Annotated in this window: 24 protein-coding genes; 16 read left to right on the forward strand and 8 right to left on the reverse strand. The window is 72.1% G+C overall.

Features of this window, described 5'->3' with window-relative positions:
* Positions 1-13 precede the first annotated feature (13 nt).
* Positions 14-1,396, reverse strand: a complete 1,383-nt coding sequence (locus tag ACIGA3_RS18830) for an FAD-binding oxidoreductase (protein WP_399716724.1) — start codon at positions 1,394-1,396, stop codon at positions 14-16.
* Between the two features lie 48 nt (positions 1,397-1,444).
* Complete coding sequence (locus ACIGA3_RS18835) at positions 1,445-3,247, reverse strand: glycoside hydrolase family 15 protein (RefSeq protein ID WP_399717580.1); 1,803 nt, start codon at positions 3,245-3,247, stop codon at positions 1,445-1,447.
* 541 nt (positions 3,248-3,788) lie between these two features.
* On the opposite strand from ACIGA3_RS18835, the gene ACIGA3_RS18840 reads away from it, so the two are divergent.
* From ACIGA3_RS18840 to ACIGA3_RS18885, 10 genes are all read left to right on the forward strand, one after another.
* On the forward strand, positions 3,789-5,456 hold the full coding sequence (locus ACIGA3_RS18840; protein ID WP_399716726.1) for a CTP synthase: 1,668 nt from the start codon (positions 3,789-3,791) through the stop codon (positions 5,454-5,456).
* Between the two features lie 91 nt (positions 5,457-5,547).
* The gene (locus ACIGA3_RS18845; RefSeq protein ID WP_399716729.1) at positions 5,548-6,174 is read left to right on the forward strand and encodes an NUDIX domain-containing protein; all 627 of its coding nucleotides are present in this window, start codon (positions 5,548-5,550) and stop codon (positions 6,172-6,174) included.
* A 187-nt stretch (positions 6,175-6,361) separates the two neighbouring features.
* The gene (locus ACIGA3_RS18850) at positions 6,362-8,431 is read left to right on the forward strand and encodes a tetratricopeptide repeat protein (RefSeq protein ID WP_399716732.1); all 2,070 of its coding nucleotides are present in this window, start codon (positions 6,362-6,364) and stop codon (positions 8,429-8,431) included.
* A 149-nt stretch (positions 8,432-8,580) separates the two neighbouring features.
* Positions 8,581-9,696: an alanine dehydrogenase gene (gene ald / locus ACIGA3_RS18855; protein WP_399717583.1), complete on the forward strand. Its 1,116-nt coding sequence runs from the start codon at positions 8,581-8,583 to the stop codon at positions 9,694-9,696.
* A gap of 555 nt (positions 9,697-10,251) precedes the next feature.
* Positions 10,252-11,244 carry a ParA family protein gene (locus tag ACIGA3_RS18860; RefSeq protein ID WP_381072978.1) on the forward strand — a complete coding sequence of 331 codons (993 nt, stop codon included), beginning with the start codon at positions 10,252-10,254 and terminating at the stop codon, positions 11,242-11,244.
* On the forward strand, positions 11,229-11,780 hold the full coding sequence (locus ACIGA3_RS18865; RefSeq protein ID WP_399716734.1) for a hypothetical protein: 552 nt from the start codon (positions 11,229-11,231) through the stop codon (positions 11,778-11,780). Before ACIGA3_RS18860 ends, ACIGA3_RS18865 begins: the two co-directional genes overlap by 16 nt.
* A 39-nt stretch (positions 11,781-11,819) precedes the next feature.
* On the forward strand, positions 11,820-12,773 hold the full coding sequence (locus ACIGA3_RS18870; protein WP_399716737.1) for a segregation and condensation protein A: 954 nt from the start codon (positions 11,820-11,822) through the stop codon (positions 12,771-12,773).
* A 65-nt stretch (positions 12,774-12,838) separates the two neighbouring features.
* Entirely contained in the window at positions 12,839-13,459 is a 621-nt protein-coding gene (gene scpB, locus ACIGA3_RS18875) for an SMC-Scp complex subunit ScpB (RefSeq protein ID WP_399717585.1), read from the forward strand.
* Positions 13,419-14,486 carry a pseudouridine synthase gene (locus ACIGA3_RS18880; RefSeq protein ID WP_399716740.1) on the forward strand — a complete coding sequence of 356 codons (1,068 nt, stop codon included), beginning with the start codon at positions 13,419-13,421 and terminating at the stop codon, positions 14,484-14,486. Before scpB ends, ACIGA3_RS18880 begins: the two co-directional genes overlap by 41 nt.
* Before the next feature lie 116 nt (positions 14,487-14,602).
* A complete protein-coding gene (locus ACIGA3_RS18885; RefSeq protein WP_399716742.1) occupies positions 14,603-15,625 on the forward strand; it encodes an ADP-ribosylglycohydrolase family protein in 1,023 nt (340 codons plus the stop codon).
* Here the strand turns inward: ACIGA3_RS18885 and ACIGA3_RS18890 are convergent.
* Positions 15,622-16,308: a DNA polymerase beta superfamily protein gene (locus ACIGA3_RS18890; RefSeq protein ID WP_399716743.1), complete on the reverse strand. Its 687-nt coding sequence runs from the start codon at positions 16,306-16,308 to the stop codon at positions 15,622-15,624. The genes ACIGA3_RS18885 and ACIGA3_RS18890 overlap by 4 nt on opposite strands.
* A gap of 22 nt (positions 16,309-16,330) precedes the next feature.
* Positions 16,331-16,771, reverse strand: coding sequence for a Rieske (2Fe-2S) protein (locus ACIGA3_RS18895; RefSeq protein WP_399716746.1), 441 nt, complete (start codon positions 16,769-16,771; stop codon positions 16,331-16,333).
* 244 nt (positions 16,772-17,015) lie between these two features.
* Here ACIGA3_RS18895 and ACIGA3_RS18900 point away from each other — a divergent pair, with 244 nt between their 5' ends.
* The 4 genes from ACIGA3_RS18900 to der all read left to right on the forward strand — a co-directional run bounded on the left by ACIGA3_RS18900 (position 17,016) and on the right by der (position 21,144).
* The gene (locus ACIGA3_RS18900; protein WP_399716748.1) at positions 17,016-18,110 is read left to right on the forward strand and encodes a prephenate dehydrogenase; all 1,095 of its coding nucleotides are present in this window, start codon (positions 17,016-17,018) and stop codon (positions 18,108-18,110) included.
* Positions 18,111-18,238: 128 nt separating this feature from the next.
* Complete coding sequence (gene cmk, locus ACIGA3_RS18905; protein WP_399716750.1) at positions 18,239-18,934, forward strand: (d)CMP kinase; 696 nt, start codon at positions 18,239-18,241, stop codon at positions 18,932-18,934.
* Between the two features lie 62 nt (positions 18,935-18,996).
* Positions 18,997-19,599 (forward strand): lysophospholipid acyltransferase family protein, encoded by a 603-nt coding sequence (locus ACIGA3_RS18910; protein ID WP_399717588.1) that lies wholly within the window; start codon positions 18,997-18,999, stop codon positions 19,597-19,599.
* A 63-nt stretch (positions 19,600-19,662) separates the two neighbouring features.
* Positions 19,663-21,144 carry a ribosome biogenesis GTPase Der gene (gene der, locus ACIGA3_RS18915; RefSeq protein ID WP_399716752.1) on the forward strand — a complete coding sequence of 494 codons (1,482 nt, stop codon included), beginning with the start codon at positions 19,663-19,665 and terminating at the stop codon, positions 21,142-21,144.
* Positions 21,145-21,211: 67 nt separating this feature from the next.
* Here der and ACIGA3_RS18920 read toward each other — a convergent pair whose 3' ends face one another.
* Positions 21,212-21,607, reverse strand: a complete 396-nt coding sequence (locus ACIGA3_RS18920) for a hypothetical protein (RefSeq protein ID WP_399716754.1) — start codon at positions 21,605-21,607, stop codon at positions 21,212-21,214.
* 136 nt (positions 21,608-21,743) lie between these two features.
* Positions 21,744-22,529 (reverse strand): hypothetical protein, encoded by a 786-nt coding sequence (locus tag ACIGA3_RS18925; protein ID WP_399716757.1) that lies wholly within the window; start codon positions 22,527-22,529, stop codon positions 21,744-21,746.
* A 537-nt stretch (positions 22,530-23,066) separates the two neighbouring features.
* On the opposite strand from ACIGA3_RS18925, the gene ACIGA3_RS18930 reads away from it, so the two are divergent.
* On the forward strand, positions 23,067-23,729 hold the full coding sequence (locus tag ACIGA3_RS18930) for a transglycosylase family protein (protein ID WP_399716760.1): 663 nt from the start codon (positions 23,067-23,069) through the stop codon (positions 23,727-23,729).
* Positions 23,730-24,148: 419 nt separating this feature from the next.
* The gene (locus tag ACIGA3_RS18935; protein ID WP_399716762.1) at positions 24,149-24,364 is read left to right on the forward strand and encodes an I78 family peptidase inhibitor; all 216 of its coding nucleotides are present in this window, start codon (positions 24,149-24,151) and stop codon (positions 24,362-24,364) included.
* Positions 24,365-24,372: 8 nt separating this feature from the next.
* Here the strand turns inward: ACIGA3_RS18935 and ACIGA3_RS18940 are convergent, their stop codons facing one another.
* Together ACIGA3_RS18940 and ACIGA3_RS18945 are read right to left on the reverse strand one after the other, a co-directional pair.
* Positions 24,373-25,386 carry a phosphatase PAP2 family protein gene (locus ACIGA3_RS18940; protein WP_399716764.1) on the reverse strand — a complete coding sequence of 338 codons (1,014 nt, stop codon included), beginning with the start codon at positions 25,384-25,386 and terminating at the stop codon, positions 24,373-24,375.
* Positions 25,387-25,623: 237 nt separating this feature from the next.
* Positions 25,624-26,808 carry a glycosyltransferase family 39 protein gene (locus tag ACIGA3_RS18945; RefSeq protein WP_399716767.1) on the reverse strand — a complete coding sequence of 395 codons (1,185 nt, stop codon included), beginning with the start codon at positions 26,806-26,808 and terminating at the stop codon, positions 25,624-25,626.
* Between the last annotated feature and the right edge of the window lie 3 nt (positions 26,809-26,811).

A 26,811-nucleotide genomic window follows, 5' to 3' on the forward strand; every position in this document is an offset into this window, starting at 1 on the left:
GTCACAGCCCCCGCTACAGCGGCCGGATGTTGTGGTTGAAGCGGAAGACGTTGTCGGGGTCGTAGGCCCGCTTCACCTTCTCCAGCCGGAGCATGTTGCCCACGCCCAGGCCCGCGCCGACCCGCTCGGCGCCCTCGTCGCCGATGAAGTTCAGATACACGTCGCCCGTGCTCCACGGCTCGACCTCCGAGCGGACCTCGCGTACCCAGGAGATGACGCGCTCGTCGTCCGCCGGGTCCTCCCAGATGGCGAAGGGATGCGCCGACCAGGGGGCGTCCCGGTAGGGGATCGGGTAGTCGTGCGGCCCGGCCGCCAGCGCACCGCCCTGCGGGAACAGGATGTGCTGGGTGCTGGTCGGCACCGGCATCCGCTCCCCGAGAGAGCAGTAGACGTCCACCAGATCGTCCGGCAGTCCGGTCAGATACTCGGCCGACCAGTAGTTCCGCAGCCCCGGCGGGTCGTCGATCATGCGCTGCACGTCCGCGTACGGCAGTTCGGCGACCAGTTCGCCCGCGGCCGGCAGCGCCAGCAGCGGCCCGATCAGGTCCCGCAGGCCCGCCACACCGCCCGCGTACGTCACCAGTGCCCCGCACACGCGCCTGCCCACCAGCTCCTCGGGCACGAACTCCTCGGGCGGGCCGGTGATGTACAGCAGGGCCCCGCTCAGCCGGTCGGGGCCGGCGTCGATGACCTCGCGGAACGCGCGTACCACCTCGGGGCCGTGTTCCGGCGGGTACAGCAGCAGGGCGACCGCGAACTCGGGCAGCTCGTGCAGGCTCAGGGTGAGCGAGGTGGCCACCCCGAAGTTGCCGCCCCCGCCGTGCAACGCCCAGAACAGCTCGGGATGCTCCTCGGGGTCCGCGCGCACCTGCTCGGCGTCGGCCGTCACCAGCTCCACAGCCTGGAGGTTGTCCACGGCGAGCCCGTAGGCGCGGTCCAGCCAGCCGGTTCCGCCGCCGAGGACGAACCCGCCGACCCCGGTGGTGGAGACCCGGCCCCCGGTGGTCGCCAGACCGTACGGCGCACAGGCCAGGTCCAGGTGGCTCATCGTGGCCCCGCCCTCGACCCGTACCGAACGGGCCTTTGGGTCGACCGTCACGCCGTGCATCCGGCGCAGGTCCACCACCACCGCGCCGTCGCCCAGGGCGTTGCCCGCGACGCTGTGCCCGCCGCCGCGCACAGCGACAGGCAGATCCAGATCGCGGGCGAACCTGACCGTCCGCACCACGTCGGCGGCGTCCGCGCACTGGGCGATCACGGCCGGCCGGCGGTCGATCATCCCGTTGAAGACGGCACGGGCCTCGTCGTATCCCGCGTCGCCCGGCACGAACACCTCGCCGGTGAGCTCCTCGCGCAGCGCGGCAAGCGCCGCACCGGCCTTCGAGAGGGAAGCCATGGCCGCCCCCTTCCGATCGGGAGTGGTCCGCTTCCCAGCCTAGGAGCGTCAGCCGCCGTACGCCCCCGAAGCCGTCAGCCGCAGCGCCGTGTCGATCAGCGGGACATGGCTGAACGCCTGCGGGAAGTTGCCGACCTGGCGCTTCAGGCGGGGGTCCCACTCCTCGGCGAGCAGGCCGAGGTCGTTGCGCAGGCCGAGGAGCTTCTCGAACAGCTTGCGGGCCTCGTCCACCCGGCCGATCATCGCCAGGTCGTCCGCCATCCAGAACGAGCACGCCAGGAAGGCGCCCTCGTCACCGGGGAGGCCGTCGACGCCCGCGTCCTCGCCGTCGGTCGGGTAGCGCAGGATGAACCCGTCGGACGTGGACAGCTCGCGCTGGATCGCCTCGATGGTGCCGATCACCCGCTTGTCGTCCGGCGGCAGGAAGCCCATCTGGGGGATCAGCAGCAGGGAGGCGTCCAGCTCCTTGGAGCCGTAGTACTGGGTGAAGGTGTTGCGCTCCGGGTCGTAGCCCTTCTCGCAGACCTCGCGGTGGATCTCGTCGCGCAGTTCCTTCCAGCGCTCCAGCGGTCCTTCCGCGTCCCCGGACTCGATCAGCTTGATCGTGCGGTCCACGGCCACCCAGGCCATCACCTTGGAGTGCACGAACTGCCGGCGCGGACCGCGCACCTCCCAGATGCCCTCGTCCGGCTCCTGCCAGTGGTCCTCCAGGTAGCGGATCAGCTTCAGCTGGAGCACCGAGGCGTAGTCGTTGCGGGCGAGCCCGGTCATGTGGCCCAGGTGCAGGGCCTCGATGACCTCGCCGTACACATCCAGCTGGAGCTGGTCGGCGGCGCCGTTGCCCACCCGGACAGGGCGCGAGTTCTCGTAGCCCGGCAGCCAGTCCAGCTCGGCCTCGCCCAGCTCACGCTCACCGGCGATGCCGTACATGATCTGGAGGTTCTCCGGGTCGCCCGCCACCGCGCGCAGCAGCCACTCGCGCCAGGCGCGGGCCTCGTCGCGGTAGCCGGTGCGCAGCAGCGAGGACAGGGTGATCGCCGCGTCCCGCAGCCAGGTGTAGCGGTAGTCCCAGTTGCGCACGCCCCCGATGTCCTCCGGCAGGGAGGTGGTGGGCGCGGCCACGATGCCGCCCGTGGGGGCGTAGGTGAGCGCCTTCAGCGTGATCAGCGAACGGATCACGGCCTCGCGGTAGGGGCCGTGGTACGTACACTGCTCGACCCACTCGCGCCAGAACTCCTCCGTCGCCTGAAGCGCCTGCTCCGGCTCGGGCAGCGGCGGCGGCTCCTTGTGCGAGGGCTGCCAGGAGATGGTGAACGCCACCCGGTCACCGGGGGAGACGGTGAAGTCGGAGTACGTCGTCAGGTCCTTGCCGTAGGTCTCGGCATCGGTGTCGAACCACACCGAGTCGGGACCCGCGACGGCGACCGTGCGGTTGTCGTGCTTGTGCACCCACGGCACGACCCGGCCGTAGGAGAACCGCATCCGCAGCTCCGAGCGCATCGGCACTTCTCCGCTGATGCCCTCCACGATCCGGATGAGCTGCGGTGCTCCGTCACGCGGAGGCATGAAATCCGTCACCCGCACGGTGCCGCGCGGGGTGTCCCACTCCGACTCCAGGATCAGCGAGTCGCCCCGGTAGCTCCGCCGGGCCGCCGTCGGCGGCAGTGAGTCCGCCGCGAACGCCGGGCCGAGCCGCCAGAAGCCGTGCTCCTCGGTGCCCAGCAGGCCGGCGAAGACGGCGTGCGAGTCGAAGCGGGGCAGGCACAGCCAGTCCACCGTGCCGTCCCGGCAGACCAGGGCAGCGGTCTGCATGTCTCCGATGAGTGCGTAGTCTTCGATGCGCCCGGCCACGTGCAACTCCAGTCGAACGGCCACGTCACCCCCGCGCGAGGGGGTGATCGCCAGTGCGGTCAAGGGTGGTTGTCATACGTCGTTGAAGCGGTGAAGCAAAGCAGCCCGCGCAGCCCTGTGGCAAAACGGCGGTCCTTGCTCGACGAACTGCCGTGCTCACGATGGTCCGGGAACTAAGGGCGGGGGTGTGCCGTCATCCCGGCCTGGCTCGGCAGCGAGTGTCCGAGCAGGATACGACGCACGTAGATGATCTGCGCGCCGCTCCGGGCAACCCGTGTGAGCCGAACGAGTGAGCGCGGGGTGAGGACTCCGTGACCACCGCCCGCCCGCGCCGTACCTGCTCACGCGAGCCCGGCCGGCCGTGTACGGAGCGTGGCCGGACGCCGACTCCTCCGGGCGCTGATACCCTGGTAGCCCGTGGACCGGTGGGCCCCAAAACCCCCGAACCGCAGCGACGACGCCACCGCGAGGAACACCTGATTCTCCGGGCCGGCGACCGCACCGCATCACAGACAGCGACCACGGGAGCCCCCTCTTGGCCATGCCGCCGAAATCTACGACGACCAAGCACATCTTCGTCACCGGGGGTGTTGCCTCCTCGCTCGGCAAGGGCCTCACCGCCTCCAGCCTGGGCATGCTGCTCAAGGCTCGCGGCCTGCGCGTAGTGATGCAGAAGCTCGACCCGTATCTGAACGTCGACCCCGGCACGATGAACCCCTTCCAGCACGGTGAGGTGTTCGTCACCAACGACGGCGCCGAGACCGACCTGGACATCGGCCACTACGAGCGCTTCCTCGACCGCGACCTCGACGGCTCGGCCAACGTCACCACCGGCCAGGTCTACTCCACGGTCATCGCCAAGGAGCGGCGCGGCGAGTACCTGGGCGACACCGTGCAGGTCATCCCGCACATCACGAACGAGATCAAGCACCGCATCCGGCGCATGGCCACCGACGAGGTGGACGTCGTCATCACCGAGGTCGGCGGCACCGTCGGCGACATCGAGTCGCTGCCGTTCCTGGAGACCGTCCGCCAGGTCCGCCACGAGGTCGGCCGGGACAACGTCTTCGTCGTCCACATCTCGCTGCTGCCGTACATCGGCCCCTCCGGCGAGCTGAAGACCAAGCCGACCCAGCACTCCGTCGCCGCGCTGCGCAACATCGGTATCCAGCCCGACGCGATCGTGCTGCGCTGCGACCGCGAGGTCCCCACCGCCATCAAGCGCAAGATCTCGCTGATGTGCGACGTGGACGAGGACGCCGTCGTGGCCTGCCCCGACGCCCGCTCCATCTACGACATCCCGAAGGTCATCCACGCCGAGGGCCTGGACGCCTACGTCGTCCGCAAGCTCGACCTGCCCTTCCGGGACGTGGACTGGACCACCTGGGACGACCTGCTGGGCCGCGTGCACAAGCCGGACCACGAGATCACCCTCGCCCTGGTCGGCAAGTACATCGACCTGCCCGACGCCTACCTGTCGGTGACCGAGGCGCTGCGCGCCGGCGGCTTCGCCAACCGGGCCCGCGTGAAGATCAAGTGGGTCACCTCCGACGACTGCAAGACCCCGGCCGGTGCCGCCGCCGCCCTCGGCGACGTGGACGGCATCTGCATTCCCGGTGGCTTCGGCGACCGCGGTGTGCTCGGCAAGGTCGGCGCCATCCGCTACGCCCGCGAGAACAAGATCCCGCTGCTCGGCCTCTGCCTGGGCCTGCAGTGCATCGTGGTCGAGGCCGCGCGGAACCTGGCGGACATCCCGGACGCCAACTCCACCGAGTTCGACCCGGCCACCGCCCACCCGGTCATCTCCACCATGGCCGAGCAGATGGACATCGTCGCCGGTGAGGGCGACATGGGCGGCACCATGCGACTGGGCATGTACCCGGCGAAGCTGGCCGAGGGCTCCATCGTCCGCGAGGTCTACGACGGCAAGGAGTACGTCGAGGAGCGGCACCGCCACCGCTACGAGGTCAACAACTCCTACCGCGCCGAGCTGGAGAAGAAGGCGGGCATCGTCTTCTCGGGCACCTCGCCCGACGGCAAGCTCGTCGAGTACGTCGAGTACCCGCGCGAGGTCCACCCCTACCTCGTCGCCACCCAGGCGCACCCCGAGCTGCGCTCGCGGCCGACCCGGCCGCACCCGCTGTTCGCGGGCCTGGTGAAGGCCGCCGTCGAGCGCAAGACGGCGGGCAAGCCGAAGAACTCCAAGTAACACACCAGTTGTTACGGTGGCCGGGGTGCGAACCTTCAAAGGTGCGCACCCCGGTTTTCTTTTGCGCACGTGGCACGTGGAGGGACAGGGCATGACGATCAAGGACACCCCCGAGGAGTGGGAGGTCCGCGCGAGCGCGACCCCGTTCACGGGCAACAAGACCGCCGTCCGCACGGACGACGTGGTCATGCCCGACGGCTCGGTGGTCCGCCGCGACTACCAGGTCCACCCCGGCTCGGTCGCGGTCCTCGCACTGGACGCGCAGGACCGGGTCCTGCTCATCAACCAGTACCGCCACCCCGTGCGCCACAAGCTCTGGGAGATCCCGGCCGGCCTGCTCGACGTGCCGGGCGAGAACCCGCTGCACGCCGCCCAGCGCGAGCTGTACGAGGAGGCGCACGTCAAGGCCGAGGACTGGCGGGTGCTGACCGACGTCTACACCACCCCCGGCGGCTGCGACGAGGCCGTACGGATCTTCCTCGCCCGCGACCTCTCCGAGGCCGAGGGCGAGCGCTTCGTCACGGAGCACGAGGAGACCGACATGGAGTACGCGCGCGTGCCCGTGGACGAGCTGGTGCGGCTGGTGCTCGCCGGGGACGTGCACAACAACTGCCTGGTCGTGGGCGTCCTCTCGCTGGTCGCCGCCCGCGCCGGAGACGGTCTGGACGCCCTGCGCCCGGCCGACGCGCCCTGGCCGGCGCGTCCCTTCGCCTCCTGAATCCGGCCAAGATCCACGCCAACATCACAGACAACACCACATTGGTGTGACCATCGCCTGATCCGATCGGGGGACGTGTCCGCCGCGCTCCACCGGGAACGTCGCAGAGCGTGAACTAGGCTCTGGAAACGCCCGTACCGGAAGAACCGGCGGGCTTTGCGCGTGCGGTGGGACGGGAGCGTGGCCCGTGACGGATCAGGCGGTGGACCAGGAAGAGGCGCGGCTGTCGGAGCCGCCGGCCCCGGAGGGCCATTTCCTCGGGCGCACACGGGAGTTGAAGGAGCTCAGGGTCGACATCGAGCGCACCGGCCTGGACACCCTCGCCGGGCGCAAGGCGCCCAGGGCCCGCGTTCTCCTCATCGCCGGGCGCCCCGGCTCCGGCCGGACCGCGCTCGCCGAGGAGTTCGTCCGCCAGGTCGCGCAGCGTTACCCCGACGGCGTGCTCCGGGCCCGCCTCAGCGACCCCGACGGCACCCCCGTACCCGTCGAGCGCACCGCCCGCGAACTGCTCACCGCGCTCGGCACCCGCGCCCCCGCGGGCGCCGCCGAGGACGAGCTGACCGAGGCCCTGCGCACCGCCCTCGCCCCCCGCCGCGCCCTGCTCCTGCTGGACGACGCCGCCGGGGCCGAACAGGTCGACGCCCTCCTCCCGGACGCCCCCGACTGTCTGGTGGTCGCCGTCTCCCGCGGCCCCCTCACCGGCATCTCGGACGTCCGCCCCTGCACCCTGGGCGGCATGGACACCAAGTCGGCGGTGGAACTGCTCACCCGGTACACCGGCTCGGTCCGCGTCACCGTCGACCCTCGCTCCGCCGAGAACCTCGCCGAGATCTGCCAGGGGCAGCCCGCCGCCCTCACCCTGGCCGGCGGCTGGCTCGCCGCCCGGCCCCAGACTGCCGTCTCCGACCTCGCCAAGCGGCTGCACACCGACCCCGACGACGGCCCCGCCCTCGCCCGCGTCCTCACCCTCGTCCACGACGGACTGCCCGCCTCCACCGCCCGCACCCTGCGCCTGCTCTCCCAGGCACCGGCGGGACCCGTCGACGCGCACACCGCCTCCGCCCTCGCCGGCTGCTCGCTCAAGGCCGCGCACACCGTGCTGCGGGAACTGGCCGCCCTCGGCCTGCTCCGCCCGGCCGTCTCACCGCTGCCCGAGTACGACATCCCCGGCTGTCTGCACCCCCTGCTGCGCGCCCTCGCCGAGGCCAAGGACCGCCCCGCCGAACTCCAGCTGGCCCGCGCCCGGCTGCTGGAGCGCGACGTACGGCTGCTCCAGTCCTGCCGTGCCATCACCGAGACCGACAGCCCCCAGGCCCGCGAGAAGCTCCAGACGCTGCCCCCGGGCCTGCGCTTCCCCAGCCCCCGCGCGGCCGCCGAATGGCTCACGGCCCGGCGCCCGGCGCTGCTGGCCGCCGCCCGGCTCGCGGTGGCCGACGGAGAGCTGGACACCCTCGCCCGCCGGCTGATGTCCCAGCTGGTCCGGGCCATGGTCGCGCACTTCGGCACCCAGGCCGCGGCCCCCGACCTGTACGGCATCCACGGCCTGGTCCTCGATGTCGCCGAGCGGCGCGGACTGGCCCGCGAGAAGGCCGCCGCCCTGCTGAACCTGGGCGACGTGGACGCCCAGACCGGCCGCACCCGGGACGCGCTGGTCCGCTACCGGGCCGCACTGGACGCCGGACGCGAGGCGAACGACCCGTATGCCACCGGCCGTGCGATGGAATCCGTGGGCGGCGCGCACCAGGAGCTGGGCGACCACGACCGGGCCGCCGACTGGTTCGGCCGCGCCCTGTCCCAGCGCCTGGCCCGCGGCGAGCGCGCCGAGGCCGCCCGGCTCTACGGCCGTATCGCCACCGCCCACACCTACGCGGGCCGGTACGGGGAGGGCCTGCGCAACTGGCGGGCCGCCCTCGCCGGGTACCGCAAGGAGGGCGATGTCGCCGCCCACGCGCGCGCCCTGAGCGAGCTGGCCCGCGTCCAGGAGTACGCCGGGCGCCCCGAGGAATGCCTGCGTACCTGCCAGGAGGCGGTGGAGTGGGCGCGGCGCGCGGACGACACCCGGCTCCAGGCCGCGCTCCAGCTGAGGCTGGCCGACACCCTGGACCGGCTCGGCGACCCCACCGCCGCCCGCCTGCACCGCGCGGCGGCGGAGCGCATGCTGGAGGAAGAGGCGGCCAACGGGCCCGCCGTTGAAGGTGAGTCAGCGAGGGTGGACGCCGACGCCTGCGAAATCCGCAGTGCATCCGATGAAGATTGATGCAATGGAAGGCTAGACACGCGGAACACCTTCATTAAACTGGCTCTGCCGCACGTTCTCCTGCGGTGTCTCCCGGTGTGCCCCGGCATGCCTGGGTATGTCTTTCAGCGCACCCCCCATACCCCCCTGAGTCAAGGACCGTGATCGACGTGAAGGTCGGCATCCCCCGCGAGGTCAAGAACAACGAGTTCCGGGTGGCCATCACCCCCGCCGGCGTGCACGAGCTGGTGCGTAACGGCCACCAGGTCGTCATCGAGCGGGGCGCCGGTCTCGGCTCCTCGATCACGGACGAGGAGTACATCGCCGCAGGCGCCGGCATGCTCGACTCCGCCGACCAGGTGTGGGCCGACGCCGACCTGCTGCTGAAGGTCAAGGAGCCGGTCGCGGAGGAGTACCACCGCCTGCGCAAGGACCAGATCCTCTTCACCTACCTGCACCTGGCCGCCTCCCGCGAGTGCACCGACGCCCTGCTGGAGTCCGGCACCACGGCGATCGCCTACGAGACCGTCGAGCTGGCGAACCGCGCCCTGCCGCTGCTCGCCCCGATGTCCGAGGTCGCGGGCCGGCTCGCCCCGCAGGTCGGTGCCTACCACCTGATGCGCCCGGCCGGCGGCCGCGGCGTGCTGCCGGGCGGCGTGCCGGGCGTGACCCCGGCCAAGGCCGTCGTCATCGGCGGCGGTGTCTCCGGCTGGAACGCCACCCAGATCGCCGTCGGCATGGGCTTCGAGGTGACGCTGCTGGACCGCGACATCAACAAGCTGCGCGAGGCCGACCGGATCTTCGGCAGCAAGGTCAAGGCGATCATGTCCAACGCCTTCGAGCTGGAGAAGGCCGTCCTGGACGCGGACCTCGTCATCGGCGCCGTCCTCATCCCGGGCGCCAAGGCCCCCAAGCTCGTCACCAACGAGCTGGTGTCGCGGATGAAGCCCGGAAGTGTCCTTGTCGACATCGCCATCGACCAGGGCGGCTGCTTCGAGGACTCCCGTCCCACCACGCACGCCGAGCCGACCTTCCGGGTGCACAACTCGGTCTTCTACTGCGTCGCCAACATGCCCGGCGCGGTGCCCAACACCTCCACCAACGCGCTCACCAACGCGACGCTGCCGTACATCGTCTCGCTCGCCAACAACGGCTGGGTCGAGGCGCTGCGCCGCGATGCCGCGCTCGCCCGTGGTCTCAACACCCATGACGGCACGGTGGTCTACAAGGAGGTCGCCGAGGCGCACGGCCTGGAGCACGTGGCGATCGAGACCCTGATCGGCTGACCCGCCCCGCGCGGCGGACACCCAAGTCGCCAGCGCGGAAAAGGCGATTCGTCAACACGGATCGTCAACACCGCGAACCCGGCCGGACCTTGCCCGACAAGGTCCGGCCGGATGTGTGTATGGTCACTTTGCGACGCTAGGTCAACTCGCCTCGAACGTAACGCTTGGACCGATTCGCACACCGGTGATACCTGCTGTGCGACGGCTGTACGCCCTTGACAGCGGGATGTTTCATTGTCGACACATCGAGCCGGGTCCGGCGGATTGTGTTGCTGCGGACCGCCGACACGCCATAGAGTCGCCAACCGTCGGCATGGTGCCACGCTGACCTTGTCTAGAAGTTTCCTGGTCACCAAGGAGGTAAGACGACTTGTGAATGAGTCGACATTTTCTCCCGGAGGTGGTCGACCAGGATTGCGCGGAGAGGGCCAGGGTCCCGAAGGGCTCGCGGCCGTCGGCTCCGTCGCGGTGCGCACCTTCGCAGCCCACCAGAGTCCGGTTCCGCAGACGGCCCGGAGAGCACACCAGAGCATGGATGGCCAACACGTGAACGCCATGGCCGGCGACGGAAGTGGCGCGCCCCGCAACCACTTCGCCGACTACGACGAACTGCCCGAGGGGCACTTCTACGACCCCGACGCCGAGTACGAGCCCGATCCGGAGTACGCGGCCACGCTCGCGCCCGACGCGGCCCGCCAGCGCCGTGAGCGCGTCGGCCCGACCGGGCGCCCGCTGCCGTACTTCCCGATCCCGGGCCCGCTGACCGACCACGGCCCCGCGAAGATCATCGCGATGTGCAACCAGAAGGGCGGCGTCGGCAAGACCACGTCGACCATCAACCTGGGTGCCGCGCTCGCGGAGTACGGACGGCGCGTGCTGCTCGTGGACTTCGACCCGCAGGGCGCGCTGTCGGTGGGTCTCGGCGTCAACCCGATGGAGCTGGACCTCACCGTCTACAACCTGCTCATGGAGCGGGGCATGTCGGCCGACGAGGTGCTGCTGAAGACGGCGGTCCCCAACATGGACCTGCTGCCCAGCAACATCGACCTGTCCGCCGCCGAGGTCCAGCTGGTCTCCGAGGTCGCGCGAGAGTCCACGCTCCAGCGCGCCCTGAAGCCGCTGATGGACGACTACGACTACATCGTGATCGACTGTCAGCCCTCGCTGGGCCTGCTCACCGTCAACGCGCTGACCGCCGCGCACAAGGTGATCGTGCCGCTGGAGTGCGAGTTCTTCGCGCTGCGCGGTGTGGCCCTGCTGACCGAGACCATCGAGAAGGTCCAGGAGCGGCTCAACCCGGAGCTGGAGCTCGACGGCATCCTGGCCACGATGTACGACTCGCGCACGGTGCACAGCCGTGAGGTGCTGGCCCGGGTGGTCGAGGCGTTCGACGATCACGTCTACCACACGGTCATCGGGCGCACGGTCCGCTTCCCGGAGACCACGGTCGCCGGTGAGCCGATCACCACGTACGCCTCCAACTCCGTCGGCGCCGCCGCCTACCGCCAGCTCGCCAGGGAGGTGCTCGCCCGGTGTCACGCCGAGTGAGTCTGCCCGGAGCCGACGAACTGTTCCGTACGACAGGAGGGATGGCGCTCCAGCCGTCCTCGCCCCGGCGCGGACCCGGCGGTGAGGCGCGGGTGCCCGCACCGGCGGGGGAGAGCGACCCGGCCGCGACGGCGCAGGACGCGCCGCAGTCGGTGCCCGTCCAGGGCGGCGACGGCGAGGGCGCCGAGCACACCGCGGCGGCCGGCCCGGGTTCCGCCGAGTCCGGTGAGTCCCGTATCCGGCCCGCCCGGCGGCAGACCGATACGGACGACTCCGGCGCCGAACAGTCCCGCAAGCGCGGCCGGGCGGCCGCGCGGCGGCCCAGCGGACGCGAGCGGCACGACGAGAAGATCACCGTGTATGTCTCGGCCGAGGAACTGATGGACCTCGAGCACGCCCGTCTGGTCCTGCGCGGCGAGCACGGCCTCGCCGTCGACCGCGGCCGGATCGTCCGCGAGGCGGTCGCCGTGGTCCTCGCCGACCTGGAGTCCCGCGGCGAGGCCAGCATCCTGGTCCGGCGGCTGCGGGGGCGCTAGCCGCTCTTCCCGCCGGCCGGCCGATACCCTGCGACCCCCATGAACGCGCACCACACCGCCACCCCTGGCCCCAGACGCCCGCTGGGCCGGGGCCCGGACACCACATCTCCGGCCCCGGCCCCGGCTCCTGCCACCCCGCCGGAGCCGGTCGCCCCCGACGGGGTGTTCAAGGTCCGGCTCGACAACTTCGAGGGCCCCTTCGACCTGCTGCTCCAGCTCATCACCAAGCACAAGCTGGACGTCACCGAGATCGCCCTGTCCAAGGTGACCGACGAGTTCATGGCGCACATCCGGGCCATGGGACCCGACTGGGACCTGGACCGGACCACCGAGTTCCTCGTCGTCGCCGCCACCCTGCTCGACCTCAAGGCCGCCCGGCTGCTGCCCGCCGCCCAGGTCGAGGACGAGGCCGACCTCGCCCTGCTGGAGGCGCGGGACCTGCTCTTCGCCCGGCTGCTCCAGTACCGGGCCTACAAGCGGATCGCCGACATCTTCAACGAGCGGCTGGACGACGAGGGCCGCCGCCACCCCCGTACCGTCGGTCTGGAGCCGGAGCACGCCGAGCTGCTGCCCGAGGTCGTCATCAGCATCGGGCCCGAGGGGTTCGCGCGGCTCGCGGTCAAGGCGATGCAGCCGAAGGCCAGGCCGCAGGTGTACGTCGACCACATCCACGCCCCGCTGGTGAGTGTGCGGGAGCAGGCCGGGATCGTCGTCGCCCGGCTGCGCGAGGCCGGTGAGGCCGACTTCCGCGCGCTGGTGGCCGACACCGACGACACCCTCACGGTCGTGGCCCGCTTCCTCGCCCTGCTGGAGCTGTACCGCGAGAAGGCCGTGGCCCTGGAGCAGGAGACCGCGCTCGGCACCCTGCTGGTCCGCTGGACCGGCGGGGAGACGGAAGCCGCCCCGATGGTCACCGACGAGTTCGACCGGCCCGCGGAGACGGCGCAGAAGGCCGCCAAGGCCCACAAGACCTCTGGGGAGCAGAAGACGTGAACCACCAGGCCACGGACGACCGCGTCGCCGCCCTCGACCTCAAGCCCGCCCTGGAGGCCGTCCTGATGGTCGTGGACGAGCCCGCGACCGAGGAACACCTCGCCCGCGTCCTTCAGCGGCCCAGACGCCGGGTGGCCCAGGCGCTGCGCGAGCTGGCCGACGACTACACCGCGCAGGGCCGGGGCTTCGAGCTGCGCTTCGTCGCGGGCGGCTGGCGTTTCTACACCCGCGCCGCGTACGCGCCCGCCGTCGAACGCCTCGCGCTGGAGGGCCAGACGGCCCGGCTCACCCAGGCGGCCCTGGAGACCCTCGCGGTCGTCGCCTACCGCCAGCCGGTCGGCCGCAGCCGTGTCTCCGCCGTGCGCGGGGTCAACTGCGACGGCGTGATGCGGACCCTGCTCCAGCGCGGTCTGGTCGCCGAGGCGGGCACGGAACCCGAAACAGGTGCGATCCTGTACGTGACGACGAACTATTTCCTGGAGCGGATGGGCCTGCGTGGCTTGGACGAGCTTCCGGAACTCGCGCCCTTCCTCCCCGAGGCGGAGGCGATCGAGGCCGAGACCCAGGAGGGAGTCCCGTCGTTCGACCCGGACGCGCCCGACGCGCCCGGCGGTCAGGACGCAGACGACTACGACGGAAACCTTGATGCGAAGCAGCGGCAGCGGCAGGAACAGCGGACGCGGTAACCCCCGCGGCGCGGGTAACGACCGGGACGAGCGCAAGGGGCAGGGCCGCCCCAGCAAGCCCCGTCCGGAGGAGCGCCGCTACGACGTGGGTCCCGGCGCCACGAACGACGGCCCGAAGGCCGGCCGTGGCGGCGCGGCTCGCGGCGGCGCCAAGGGCGGCCCCAAGCAGTCCCAGCAGGCGGGGCGCGGCCGTACGGCGCCCGGCCGCTCGCGTGAGTACGAGACGCGGGCGGAGGAGCGCAACCGGGAGCGGTACGAGGGCAAGAAGGACGTGAAGCCGCCCAAGACCTTCCCCGGCGCCGAGCAGGAGGGCGAGCGGCTGCAGAAGGTCCTCGCCCGCGCGGGCTACGGCTCGCGGCGCGCCTGCGAGGAGCTGATCGAGCAGTCCCGCGTCGAGATCAACGGCGAGATCGTGCTGGAGCAGGGCCGCCGGGTGGACCCGGAGAACGACGAGGTCAAGGTCGACGGGCTGACCGTCGCCACCCAGTCGTACCAGTTCTTCTCGCTGAACAAGCCCGCCGGTGTGGTCTCCACGATGGAGGACCCGGACGGACGCCAGTGCCTCGGGGACTACGTCACCAACCGTGAGACCCGGCTCTTCCACGTGGGCCGGCTCGACACGGAGACCGAGGGCGTCATCCTGCTCACCAACCACGGCGAGCTGGCGCACCGCCTCACGCACCCGAGGTACGGCGTGAAGAAGACCTACCTCGCGCACATCGTGGGCCCGATCCCGCGCGACCTCGGCAAGCGCCTGAAGGACGGCATCGAGCTCGAGGACGGGTACGCCCGCGCGGACCACTTCCGGGTGGTCGAGCAGACCGGCAAGAACTACCTGGTCGAGGTGACCCTGCACGAGGGCCGCAAGCACATCGTGCGCCGCATGCTGGCCGAGGCGGGCTTCCCCGTCGACAAGCTGGTGCGCGTCTCCTTCGGCCCGATCACCCTCGGCGACCAGAAGTCGGGCTGGCTGCGCCGCCTGTCCAACACCGAGGTCGGCATGCTGATGAAGGAAGTCGACCTCTAGACGAGGTCTTGCCGCAGGCAACGGTCCGGCTTTATGGTCAACTTGACGATTAGTCGGGTGGCCATGGAGCCGGACCAACGGGGGCCGGGTCGTGCGAGCCCGGAAGGACGTACCCCATGACCACCACGCCCGCGGGCAGGCGCGCCGCCGCCGGTTCCCTGCTCGGTCTCGCCCTCGGCGACGCGCTGGGTTTTCCGACCGAGTTCAACGACGTGCCGTCCATCCTCGCCAAGTGCGGACCGTGGCGCGAGATGGAGCTGCCGGGCCGCGCCTTCGTCAGCGACGACACGCAGATGACCCTCGCGCTCGGGCGCGGGCTCCGGACGGCCATGGGCCGGGGGTATCTCGCACCGAAGCGGCTGGAGCGGCCGCTGCGCGAGGAGTTCGTCGACTGGTACCAGTCCCCGGAGAACAACCGCGCCCCCGGCCGCACCTGCCTCACCGCCTGCGCGCTGCTGAAGGAGGAGGGGCGGGCCTGGCAGGAGGCCAGCCAGATCCACTCCAAGGGGTGCGGCGCCAACATGCGCGTCGCCCCGCTCGGCCTTGTTCCCGGCCTGACCGGCGAACAGCGGGCGAGCGCCGCCCAGTTGCAGTCCGGCCTCACCCACGGCCACCCCACCGCGCTCGCCGCCTCCGACCTCACCGCCCACGCGGTGTGGCTGCTGGCCCAGGGCACCGACCCCGCCGGACTCGTCGGCCGACTGCGCTCCTACGCCCTCGACAACCGCACCCGCTACCACCACAGCTGGCTCGGCGACCTGTGGAAGCGCGCCGGGGACGCGAGCCCCGAGGAGTTCATCGCGCGCGGCTGGGACGAGTGCCTGGCGATCCTGGGCCGCCTCCAGGAGGCGCTGCGCACCGTCTCCCCGGAGACCGACCCGTGTCTGGCCACCGGCGAGGGCTGGATCGCGGAAGAGGCCCTGGCCACCGGACTGCTCTGCTTCCTGCTCTTCCCCGGCGACCCCGTCCTGGCCCTGCGCCGGGCCGCCTGCACCTCCGGCGACTCCGACTCCATCGCTTGTCTGACCGGCGCCTTCGCAGGCGCCTGGCTGGGCGCGGACGCCTGGCCGGCGGCCTGGGTGGACCGGATCGAGCACCGGGACGAACTGCTGGAGCTGGGTGCCCTCTGGGACGCCTAGGCGTGCCGGGCCGAGGCGAGGCGTGTGCGGTACAGGAAGTCCGCCACGCGGGCCGCGTCGGGTTCCTGGGGGAGTGGGGTGCGGAGCAGGGCCGCGTCCGTCTCCTCCGCCAGCCGGGCCATCCGCGCCTCGATCTCCGGCCAGGGCACATCCCCCCGCTTCACCTCCAGCAGCGCCTCGCGCTCCTCGCCCACGTCGAGCCGCAGCTCACCGGTGCGCAGCAGGTCGCGGGCACTGGTCAGCAGGCGGAGCAGATGCATCGCGTGCTTCCAGCGCGGAGCGCCGGTGGTGCGGACGTCGGCGTCCAGCCTGCGGCGCTGGCCCAGCGCGTAGCCGCTGAAGGTGGCGTGGACCTGGCGGGACAGGAACGCCTCGCGCAGGGACAGCAGTTCGCGGCCGGTGTCGTCCAGGTGCTCCACCAGCGGGGAGTGCAGGCACTCCAGGATGTTCGGGTTGGCCCGCAGTGCCAGCTCGCAGAAGCGCTCCAGCTCCCAGGAGAACCGCTCCTCGCCCGGCCCCTCGACATGCGTGGGCGGCTTCTCGAACCGCCAGAACAGCGGGGTCGGGGCCAGGAACACGCCCCGCCGGTCGGTGTCACTGGTGTCGGTGGCCAGACCGAAGGCGCGCGAGCCCATGACACAGGCGTAGACGGTGTGGTCTCGGACCAGGTCGGCGGGGCGCATGCGGGGGAGCGTACGCGGGCGGTCAGCTCAGGTGGACCGTATTTCCGTGCACCATGATCTCCTTGGCGGGCAGCGGCTCGGTGGCCGGTCCGTGCGCGACCGAGCCGTCGGAGATACGGAACCTGCTGCCGTGGCAGGGGCAGTCGACGGTGCCGTCCGCGACCTTGTTCAGGGTGCAGCCCTGGTGGGTGCAGACCGCGGAGAACGCCTTGTACTCGCCCTTCTTGGGCTGCGTCACCACGACCTTCTCGGCCGTGAAGATCTTGCCGCCGCCCTCCGGGATCTCGCTGACGCTTCCCAGCGCCCGCCCGCCGCCGGAGTCCGAGGAGGCGCTCTCGCCGCTGGGGGAGGCGCTGGCGGCGGCCGAGGAGCTGTCGCCGTCGTCGCCGCATCCCACACAGCAGACGGCCAGCGTGGCGGCCCCCGTGGCGAGAAGCGTGCGCCGCGTCGCGGGCTGGGTCATGTCGTCACTCCGTATGTCCAAGAGGCGGAAAAGGGTGGAAAGAGCCAGACTTTCGGGCATCTTGGCACCGAACGCCGTCCGGACGAAGGAGGCGGCAGCGGGTCGGACCCCGCCTCGGCCGAACGGGCGCCCGTCTCACCGCCCGGTCGGCGTGCGTCCGGCCCGCCCCGGCTGACTAGGCTGGACGCACCAGAAGCCGGCCCCGTGCCGGCGCCGCCGCCGCCCTGCGCAAGGACATCGCCCAGTGAGAACCGCAATCGTCATCGGCACCGGGCTCATCGGGACCTCGGCCGCGCTCGCCCTCACCCAGCGGGGCGTCACCGTCCACCTGGTCGACCACGACCCCGCGCAGGCCCGCACCGCCGCCGCCCTCGGCGCCGGCACCGACGAGCCGCCCCAGGCCCGGGTCGACCTCGCGCTCGTCGCCGCCCCACCCGCCCACGTCGCCACCGTCCTCGCCGACGCCATGCGCCGCGACCTCGCGCACGGCTACCTCGACGTGGCCAGCGTCAAGGGCGGCCCGCGCCGCGAACTGGAGGCCCTCGGCCTGGACGAGGCCGTCCTCGCCCGCTACCTCGGCACCCACCCCATGTCCGGCCGCGAGAAGTCCGGCCCGCTGGCCGCCACCGCCGACCTCTTCGAGGGCCGCCCCTGGGTGCTCACCCCCACCCGCGACACCGACACCGAGGTGCTGAACCTCGCCCTCGAACTGGTCTCGCACTGCCGCGCCGTCCCGGTCGTCATGGACGCCGACGCCCACGACCGCGCCGTGGCGCTCGTCTCCCACATGCCGCACCTGGTCTCCAGCATGGTCGCCGCCCGGCTGGAGAACGCCGAGGAGTCCGCCGTACGGCTGTGCGGGCAGGGCATCCGGGACGTCACCCGGATCGCCGCCTCCGACCCCCGGATGTGGATCGACATCCTCTCCGCCAACCCCGGACCCGTAGCCGACCTCCTCACCGACGTCTCCGCCGACCTGGACGAGACCGTGCGCGCCCTGCGCGCCCTGCAGTCCGCCGACGAGGACAAGCGGCGCACCGGCGGCGCCGGCATCGAGGACGTGCTGCGCCGGGGCAACGCCGGCCAGGTCCGGGTCCCCGGCAAGCACGGCTCCGCCCCGCGCGCCTACGAGACCGTCGCCGTGCTCATCGACGACCAGCCCGGCCAGCTCGCCCGCATCTTCGCCGACGCCGGACGCGCCGGGGTCAACATCGAGGACGTCCGCATCGAGCACGCCACCGGACAGCAGGCCGGTCTCGTCCAGCTCATGGTCGAGCCGGGTGCCGCACCCGTCCTCACCGAGGCGCTGCGCGAGCGCGGCTGGGCGCTGAGGCAGTAGCACGGGTCCCCGGCGGCCTCACGGCCCACGTGCGTCCGTACGAGTGACCCACACCCAGTAACCTTGTGCGGGGCGCCCTCGCGCCCCGCCACCCCGACCGACACCCTTCACCAGGAAGGTGCCCTCCCGTGGAAAACGGCGCCGCCCCGACCGCCAAGCCCGTGATCGTAGCGATCGACGGCCCCTCCGGCACGGGCAAGTCGAGCACGTCGAAGGCCGTGGCCGCGCAGCTCGGCCTCAGCTACCTGGACACCGGCGCCCAGTACCGGGCCATCACCTGGTGGATGGTGACCAACGGCATCGACCTCACGGACCCCACCGCGATCGCCGCCGTCGCGGGCAAGCCGGAGATCGTCTCCGGCACCGACCCGCTGGCCCCCACCATCACCGTCGACGGCTACGACGTGGCCGGGCCGATCCGCACCCAGGACGTCACCTCCAAGGTCAGCGCGGTCAGCGCGGTGCCCGAGGTGCGCACCCGGATCACCGAGCTGCAGCGTTCCATCGCCGCCGGCGCCGAGCTGGGCATCGTGGTCGAGGGCCGGGACATCGGTACGACCGTGCTGCCCGACGCCGACCTGAAGATCTTCCTCACCGCCTCCCCGGAGGCCCGCGCGGCCCGCCGCAGCGGCGAGGTGAAGGGCTCCGACGTCGCCGCCACCCGCGCCGCCCTGATCCAGCGGGACGCGGCCGACTCCAGCCGCAAGACCTCCCCGCTCGCCAAGGCCGGCGACGCGGTCGAGGTGGACACCACCGAGCTGACCCTCGCCCAGGTCATCGAGTGCGTCGTCACCCTGGTCGAGGAGAAGCGGGCCGGGAAGTGACTGGGCCCGAACCGCCCTCCGAGCGGGGCGCCGAGATCGGACGGCGTATCGGCGTCGGCCTGATGTACGGCCTGTGGCGGCCGCGCGTGCTGGGCTCCTGGAAGGTGCCCGCGTCCGGCCCGGTGATCCTCGCCGTGAACCACTCCCACAACATCGACGGCCCCATGGTCATGGGCGTGGCGCCCCGGCCGACGCACTTCCTGATCAAGCAGGAGGCGTTCATCGGGCCGCTCGACCCCTTCCTGACCGGCATCGGCCAGCTGAAGGTCGACCGCACCACAGCCGACCGCACCGCCATCGGCCGGGCGCTCGGTGTGCTGGAGCAGGGCGGGGTGCTGGGCATCTTCCCGGAGGGCACCAGGGGCGAGGGCGACTTCGCCTCGCTGCGCGCCGGGCTCGCCTACTTCGCGGTGCGCGGCGGGGCGCCGATCGTGCCCGTGGCCGTGCTCGGCAGCGCCGACCGGCCGGGCCGCCTGGTCAAGGCGCTGCCCCCGCTGCGCTCGCGCGTCGACGTGGTCTTCGGAGACCCGTTCGAGGCGGGCGACGGCTCGGGGCGGCGTACGCGCAAGGCGCTGGACGAGGCGACCGAGCGCATCCAGAAGCGGCTCACCGCACACCTGGAAAACGCCAGGCGCCTGACCGGGCGCTGGGCGACACTTGAGTAGTGGAACCGGCCCGGAACGGGTCACTCCACCGATCACCACGAACGACGACGAGGTACGGACTTCATGAACGACCAGAACCAGCCCGACGGCTCGGCCGCGCACGAGCACGAGCACGGGGCTCTCGGCGACGCCGAGTACGCGGAGTTCATGCAGCTCGCCGCGGAAGAGGGCTTCGACATCGAGGACGTCGAGGGCGCCATCGGGGAGGCGGGCCACGGCCCGCTGCCCGTGCTCGCCGTCGTCGGCCGCCCGAACGTCGGCAAGTCGACCCTGGTGAACCGGATCATCGGCCGCCGCGAGGCGGTCGTCGAGGACAAGCCGGGCGTCACCCGCGACCGCGTCACCTATGAGGCGGAATGGGCCGGCCGCCGTTTCAAGGTGGTCGACACCGGCGGCTGGGAGCAGGACGTCCTCGGCATCGACGCCTCCGTGGCCGCCCAGGCCGAGTACGCCATCGAGGCGGCCGACGCGGTCGTCTTCGTGGTGGACGCCAAGGTCGGCGCCACCGACACCGACGAGGCCGTGGTCCGGCTGCTGCGCAAGGCGGGCAAGCCGGTCGTGCTGGCCGCCAACAAGGTCGACGGCCTCAGCGGCGAGTCCGACGCGGCCTACCTGTGGTCCCTGGGCCTCGGCGAGCCGCACCCGGTCTCCGCGCTGCACGGCCGCGGCACCGGCGACATGCTGGACGCCGTCCTGGAGGCGCTGCCCGAGGCGCCCGCGCAGACCTTCGGCACCGCCGTCGGCGGCCCGCGCCGGATCGCGCTGATCGGCCGCCCGAACGTCGGCAAGTCCTCGCTGCTGAACAAGGTGGCGGGCGAGGAGCGCGTCGTCGTCAACGAGATGGCGGGCACCACCCGCGACCCGGTCGACGAGATGATCGAGCTGGGCGGCAAGACCTGGAAGTTCGTCGACACCGCCGGTATCCGCAAGCGCGTCCACCTCCAGCAGGGCGCCGACTACTACGCCTCCCTGCGCACGGCCGCGGCCGTGGAGAAGGCGGAGGTCGCGGTCATCCTGATCGACGCCACCGAGAGCATCTCCGTGCAGGACCAGCGGATCATCAGCATGGCCGTGGACGCGGGCCGCGCCCTGGTCATCGCCTTCAACAAGTGGGACACCCTCGACGAGGAGCGCCGCTACTACCTGGAGCGGGAGATCGAGACCGAGCTGGGCCAGATCGCCTGGGCCCCGCGCGTCAACGTCTCCGCCCGCACCGGCCGCCACATGGAGAAGCTGGTCCCGGCGATCGAGACCGCGCTCGACGGCTGGGAGTCGCGCGTCCCCACCGGCCGGCTGAACGCCTTCCTCGGCGAGCTGGTCGCCGCCCACCCGCACCCGGTGCGGGGCGGCAAGCAGCCGCGCATCCTGTTCGGCACCCAGGCGGGCACCAAGCCCCCGCGTTTCGTCCTCTTCGCCTCCGGCTTCATCGAGGCGGGCTACCGGCGCTTCATCGAGCGCCGTCTGCGCGAGGAGTTCGGCTTCGAGGGCACCCCGATCCACATCTCGGTGCGGGTGCGCGAGAAGCGCGGCGCGAAGAAGAAGTAACCGCTGCGGCGGACACACGAAAGGGCGGCCCGGTCTCGGTGGAGACGGGCCGCCCTTCGCTTCCGGCTCAGCTGCCCTGGCGCGGGGCCGGGGGGAGCGCCGCCGGGCCGGGGCCGTCGCCGTCCGGCCGGGCCCGCCCGATCGTGCCGATCCGCTGCCACTGGGACTGCTGCCGCGCGCTGTACGCCCCCGCGCTGTAGGCGCTGTAGGAGCTGCTGAACGACCCCGGCCGGTGCCCGCCGTACGCGCCCGTGCCCTGCGGGAGGTTCCCGAAGGCGGTGAAGCCCAGATTCTCCTCGCCGCTGCGGTCCCCCGGAAGCGTACGGAAGGTCTTGACCCACTCCGCGTACAGCGTGTCGTAGATCGGCGTGGACGAGGGCCCGCCGGAGTTCTCCTGCCCGGACCGGGCGACGGGAACGGGGGACAGGGCGGGCCGGCGGGGAGGAGTGTCGTATGGGTGCACGTATGTCCAAACGACGGTGCCCCCAAAGAGATGCGGCCCCGCGAGGGGCCTTCGGAGGCACGCCGGACAGCACGACCGGCCGTGCCGGCCCCGGGGGTGCGGGGACCGGCACGGCTGGTGCCCGGGGGAGGTGGTCTCAGGTGCCGGCGAGCGGCAGCGCGGCCGCGACCAGGCGGCCGTTGGCGGCGGCCTTGTCCAGCGCGTCGCGCAGCAGGTCCTCGCGGGGCTGACGGCCGATGGAGCCGACCGGGGCCGCGAACATCAGCACCTGCTGGTGCTTGTTGGCGGCGGCCCGCCAGCTGTCCGTGACCTGGAGCGGCTGGTGCGCCTGCCACCAGGCCACCGGCCGGCCGCCGTTCGGCCCCGGCTGGAGCACCGCGTGCAGCTGGCCCACGGCGAGCAGCACCGACCAGCCGTGCAGCACCGGCGGGACGGCGGCCAGCGCGGTCATGGGCATGAAGCCCTGCTCGATGAGGAGCGGCAGGAAGTCGTCACCGCCCCCGGTCGCGCCGGGGCGCGCGATGGGCGCGGTCGGCTCGACCACGAGCGCCGGGTGCAACTCGCCCTCGATCAGCACCAGTCCGCTGGTCACCCCGAGCACGGCCGGCTCGGGCACCGTCTGCCGGGGGTGCTCCTCGGGGGCCGCCTCGCCGCCGATGGAACGGACGGCGCCCTGCAACTGCTCCTCGGTGACCTGCACGACCTGCGAGGGCAGACAGCCCGCGTGGGCGAAGGCGAGGACGGCGGTCTCGTCACCGACGAACAGGACGGTGCTGGTGCGTTCCTGCCCGGAGTCCCCCGGAGTGCGGCAGGACGTGCAGTCATAACTGCCCGGAGCGGTCTCTCCGGCGAGCAGCCGGTCGGCTTCTTCGTCGCCGATCTCGGCGCGTACGGCCTCACTGACGTCGAGCATGCGCGGCACGGTGGCTCCCTCGGGATGCGCGCGGTCGGCCGGGTGGCTCCCGGTCGCTGAGCCTTGGGGTTGCGGGCTCACGCAGAAGACAACGGGCGTGCTGTGGTGGGGGTCACGCCCCAGGGGGAACGGAATCGAACCGACCAACGCGCAGTGTCACTTTCGGTACGGAATCGGCCACTCCCCGTCAACTCCGTACACAGTCAAGGAACTTGAACGGGTGATCTAGGTCACAGGCGGGCGCCGCCCATGGTCGACAAGTCCAGAAATAACCGTATGAAGTGGTTGGCCGGAAATCGCCGATACCTGCGGTAACCGCCAACTGGCCTGCCGCGACGGGGTGTTGTTGAAATGTGGCACCTGTCCTCCTTAGATTCCTTCGCCGTGTGCAACTAGCACCGCTCGGGTAGGTCCGCCGCCCGGCGCCGGGCCGGAGACGGCCGCGGCACCGGAACCGGTGGACGGGGCGGGCACGAGGAACCGCGGTTCTGCGCGGCGAGACGTGCCCCGCCCAGGGGGAGCCCGGGTTCGTGGAGAGGGAACTGCATGTCCGAGTGTGCCGATACCACCCGTTCGACCGCCCGTAAGGGCCGTACGACGGCCGCCCTCGCCGGGGCGGCACTGCTCGCCCCGCTGGGGCTGCTGGCCGCCTCCGGAGAGGCTCAGGCGGCGGACAACGGAGTCTGGGACCGCATCGCCCAGTGCGAGAGCGGCGGCAACTGGCACATCAACACCGGCAACGGCTACTACGGCGGACTCCAGTTCTCCGCCGGCACGTGGCGTGCCTACGGTGGCGGCGCCTATGCCGCCACCGCCGACCAGGCGTCGAGAAGCGCGCAGATCGCCGTGGCGTCCAAGGTCCAGCAGGCCCAGGGCTGGGGAGCCTGGCCGGTCTGCTCCGGCCGAGCCGGAGCCTCAGGGTCCGCGCCGGCCGCCGCTTCGGCCACGGGTACCGGGACCGACAAGGGCAGCGTGACGAAGAAGTCCAGCCCGGCCCGGTCCGCTCCGGCGAAGGCGCCGGAGCGCCCGGCGGCGACCCACGCCGACCGGGGAGCCCACCGGGGCGGCTACACCGTCCGTGAGGGCGACACGCTGAGCACCATCGCCGCCCGGCACGGGGTGAGCTGGCAGCGGGTCTACGACGCCAACCGGTCGGTCATCGGGGCCGACCCCGACCTGATCGTGCCGGGGCAGCGTCTCGCGCTCTGACGCCCGGTCCCGCCTCGACGGCCACGGCCGCCGCCCTCCCGAGGGCGGCGGCCGTTCGCATGTCTGTTCGTGCGACAGGGCGGTGCAGGGACGCGCCGGGGAGTCCGTGAATTTCTTATGCGGCGTCAGCTCCCCGGCCCGCGCGCCGTATTCCTCGGGAAAAACGTTCCGGTCCTGTTATTGGCCGGTTCCGGTGCGTGATCCGACGCATTACGACCGGTAATTGGACCCCGTGACCGGCCCCACAGGAAAATTCTGTTCGATTACCCCGTGAAGGTGAACGGAAACCCCCATACGTGTGACGGAGTACGCGGGTAACGGGTGCCGGGAAGCTGTGACAGAAGTGTGACCGGGCGGCACCCCGAGGCCGTCGGAGCGAGTGCCTTCCGTAGTCGTCGCGGGCCGCCTAGCGTGGCCGCATGGCACAGATTCCCGCTCCGCCACCGGAGCCGCAGGACACCCTGGACAGCTACGTCGGCCTGGCCGCGGAGGACGCCGACCGGCGTGCCCGGGGCCGGGGCTGGCAGACGGTGCGGGCGCTGCCGCCCGGCGCGATCATCACCATGGAGTACCGCACGGGCCGCCTGAACTTCGAAGTGAAGGACGGCCGGGTCGCCCGTGTCTGGAAGGGCTGACCCGGCCGTCAGGGGCGCGCGGCCTGGGAGGCGCCGCGTGGGAGCCGGTCCGCGTGCGACGGACGGCGGCTGCCTGCCGGGGTGACCGGAGAGCGCTCCGAGCGGGCCGTGTGCGGGCCCGGCGCCAGATGGGCCGGGGGCCGCGCCCCGCGCGCGGACCCGACCGGCTCCCGCGCCGGCACCGCCGCCTCGGCGGTCTTGGCCAGGGGCTGGAGCGCCACCGGGGCGAGCGGCGCGGCCGGCACCGGTACACGGCGCCGCCACCGGGCGCGCAACCGGTCCCGCAGCGCGAACAGCGCGTTCTCGACCCTGGAGATCAGCGGCTCGAACCAGGGCAGGGCCAGCAGGATCAGCAGCCCGGCGGCCCAGCCCAGCAGCACGTCGCTCAGCCAGTGCGTACCGAGGTAGACGGTGGTGAGGCCGACGCCGAGCGAGGTGACGGCGGAGAGCGCGGACAGCCAGCGGCGCGCCCTCGGCGTGGAGGCCAGATAGGCCAGGATGCCCCAGGTCACGACCGCGTTGGCGGTGTGACCGCTGGGAAATATGTCTCCGCCCAGGCCCATCTCGTTCGCGCCGATCACGGTGGCGTAGTGCGGGCCGAGCCGGCCCATGCCGAGCTTGGCGGCGCCGACCGTGATGTTCAGCAGCAGCAGCGAGGCGGCCAGGGTCAGCAGCGGACGGATCGTGTGCTGCCGCCAGGAGCGCCAGCCGAGCCAGGCCGCGACCATCACCGCGGTGGGGCCGCGCTGGCCGAGCACGACGTAGTAGTCGAGGAAGGCGTGGATCTCGGGCCACTGCTGGTACGGCCGGAAGAACATGACCCGCCAGTCCAGCCGGACCAGCCAGGACGTGGTGATCACGGCCCACACGATCGCCAGGTAGAAGGCCAGGGTCGAGGAGAACAGCACGACCCGGTGCCGGGACATCCTCGGCACATCGATGTGGGCCGGTCGTTCCGGCTCACGGTCCAGCCTGGTGAACACCCGGTCCAGACGCCGGGTGAGGTTTCGTTCGGTACGCACCCAATCGACGTTACAGCGAGTGAGCTGTGTTCCCGGTCGGTACTGGGGCTTTGTGATGACGATGTGATGTGGGAAACCTCTCAGGAACCGCTTGAATTCCTGAACGTCGCCAATATCGTCGAAGCCGCCCCCGCAATTTCCCCGATCACGCCGGGAGCGGTTTTATGGCGCTTTTAAATTGGTTCACCGAAAGGTGGCCCCGTATTCGGCGGGCGCTCACCCGGCCCGCCGGGCCGGTCAGGGCGGGCCCGAGCCGTTCAGCCACAGGGCGCCGTAGACCGCCGCCAGGGCCGCGAGCGCCGAGATGAGCAGCGCCGCGCGGGCCGGACGCGCTCGGGCCAGGGCGCAGGCCGGCGGGAAGAGGAGCGGGAAGGCGGGGATCAGGAGCCGGGGCTTGGAGCCGAAGTAGCTCGACGCGCACAGGGCCAGCGCCAGGACGACACCGCTGTACACCAGCAGCGCGAGCGGCTGCCGCCGGCGCACCCCGGTCACGTACAGCCAGAGCAGCAGGGCGACGCCGGCGATCAGGGCGACGCCCGCGAGCGCCGAGGGGAACGCCGTGAGCATGCCGGCGACGAAGCGCGCGAAGGCGTACCCGCCGTCGAATCCGTTGCGCCACCCGGCCTGGACGTCGAGATAGCCGAGCAGCCCGTCCCCGGTGCGGTGGCCCACCCACAGCACATACGCCGCCGCGCCCAGCGGAGCCACCGCCGCGCCCAGCACCCGTCGCCACGCGGGGGCGCGCGCGGGGAGCGGCGCGCCGTTCGGGCCGGGCGCGCTCCCGGTTCGCCCGAACGAGGCAATGGCCGCGACCCACACCGCGGCGACCACCGCCGCCCCCACCGGCCGGGTCAGCCCGGCGAAGGAGGCCAGCAGCCCCGCCGTCACCCAGCGCCCGGAAAGCACCGCGAACAGCGACCAGGCGGCCAGCGCGGTGAACAGGGACTCGCTGTACGCCATCGACTGCACGACGCCGACCGGCAGCACCGCCCACAGCAGCACCGCGCACACCCCGGCCCGCGCCCCGTACAGCCGGTCCGCCACCGCGAAGATCCCGCCCGCCGCCGCCAGCGAGGCAAGCGCGGACACCGCGAGACCCGCGTCCGCGTACGACAGCGGGGTCAGCGCGTGCAGCAGCCGCTCCAGCCAGGGCAGCAGCGGGAAGAACGCCAGGTCGGAGTGGACGTCACCGTTCGGCAGCCGGACCTCGTGGCCGTAGCCCGCCCCGGCGACCCGCGCGTACCAGAGGGAGTCCCAGCGGGCGGAGAGCAGCTTGTGCGCGCTCGTGCCGCGCGCGGCGCTCCACACGGCCAGCACGGCCAGCCCCAGGGCGCGGACCCCCACGTACCCCAGGAGCGCCGGGAGAGCCCGGCGGGGGAGGGAGGTCTCGGGCGGGGCCGCCCGCGTCGCTGTTCCGGTCACGGG

Source organism: Streptomyces sp. NPDC085596, assembly GCF_044541565.1.
In the GTDB taxonomy this organism is placed as follows: domain Bacteria; phylum Actinomycetota; class Actinomycetes; order Streptomycetales; family Streptomycetaceae; genus Streptomyces.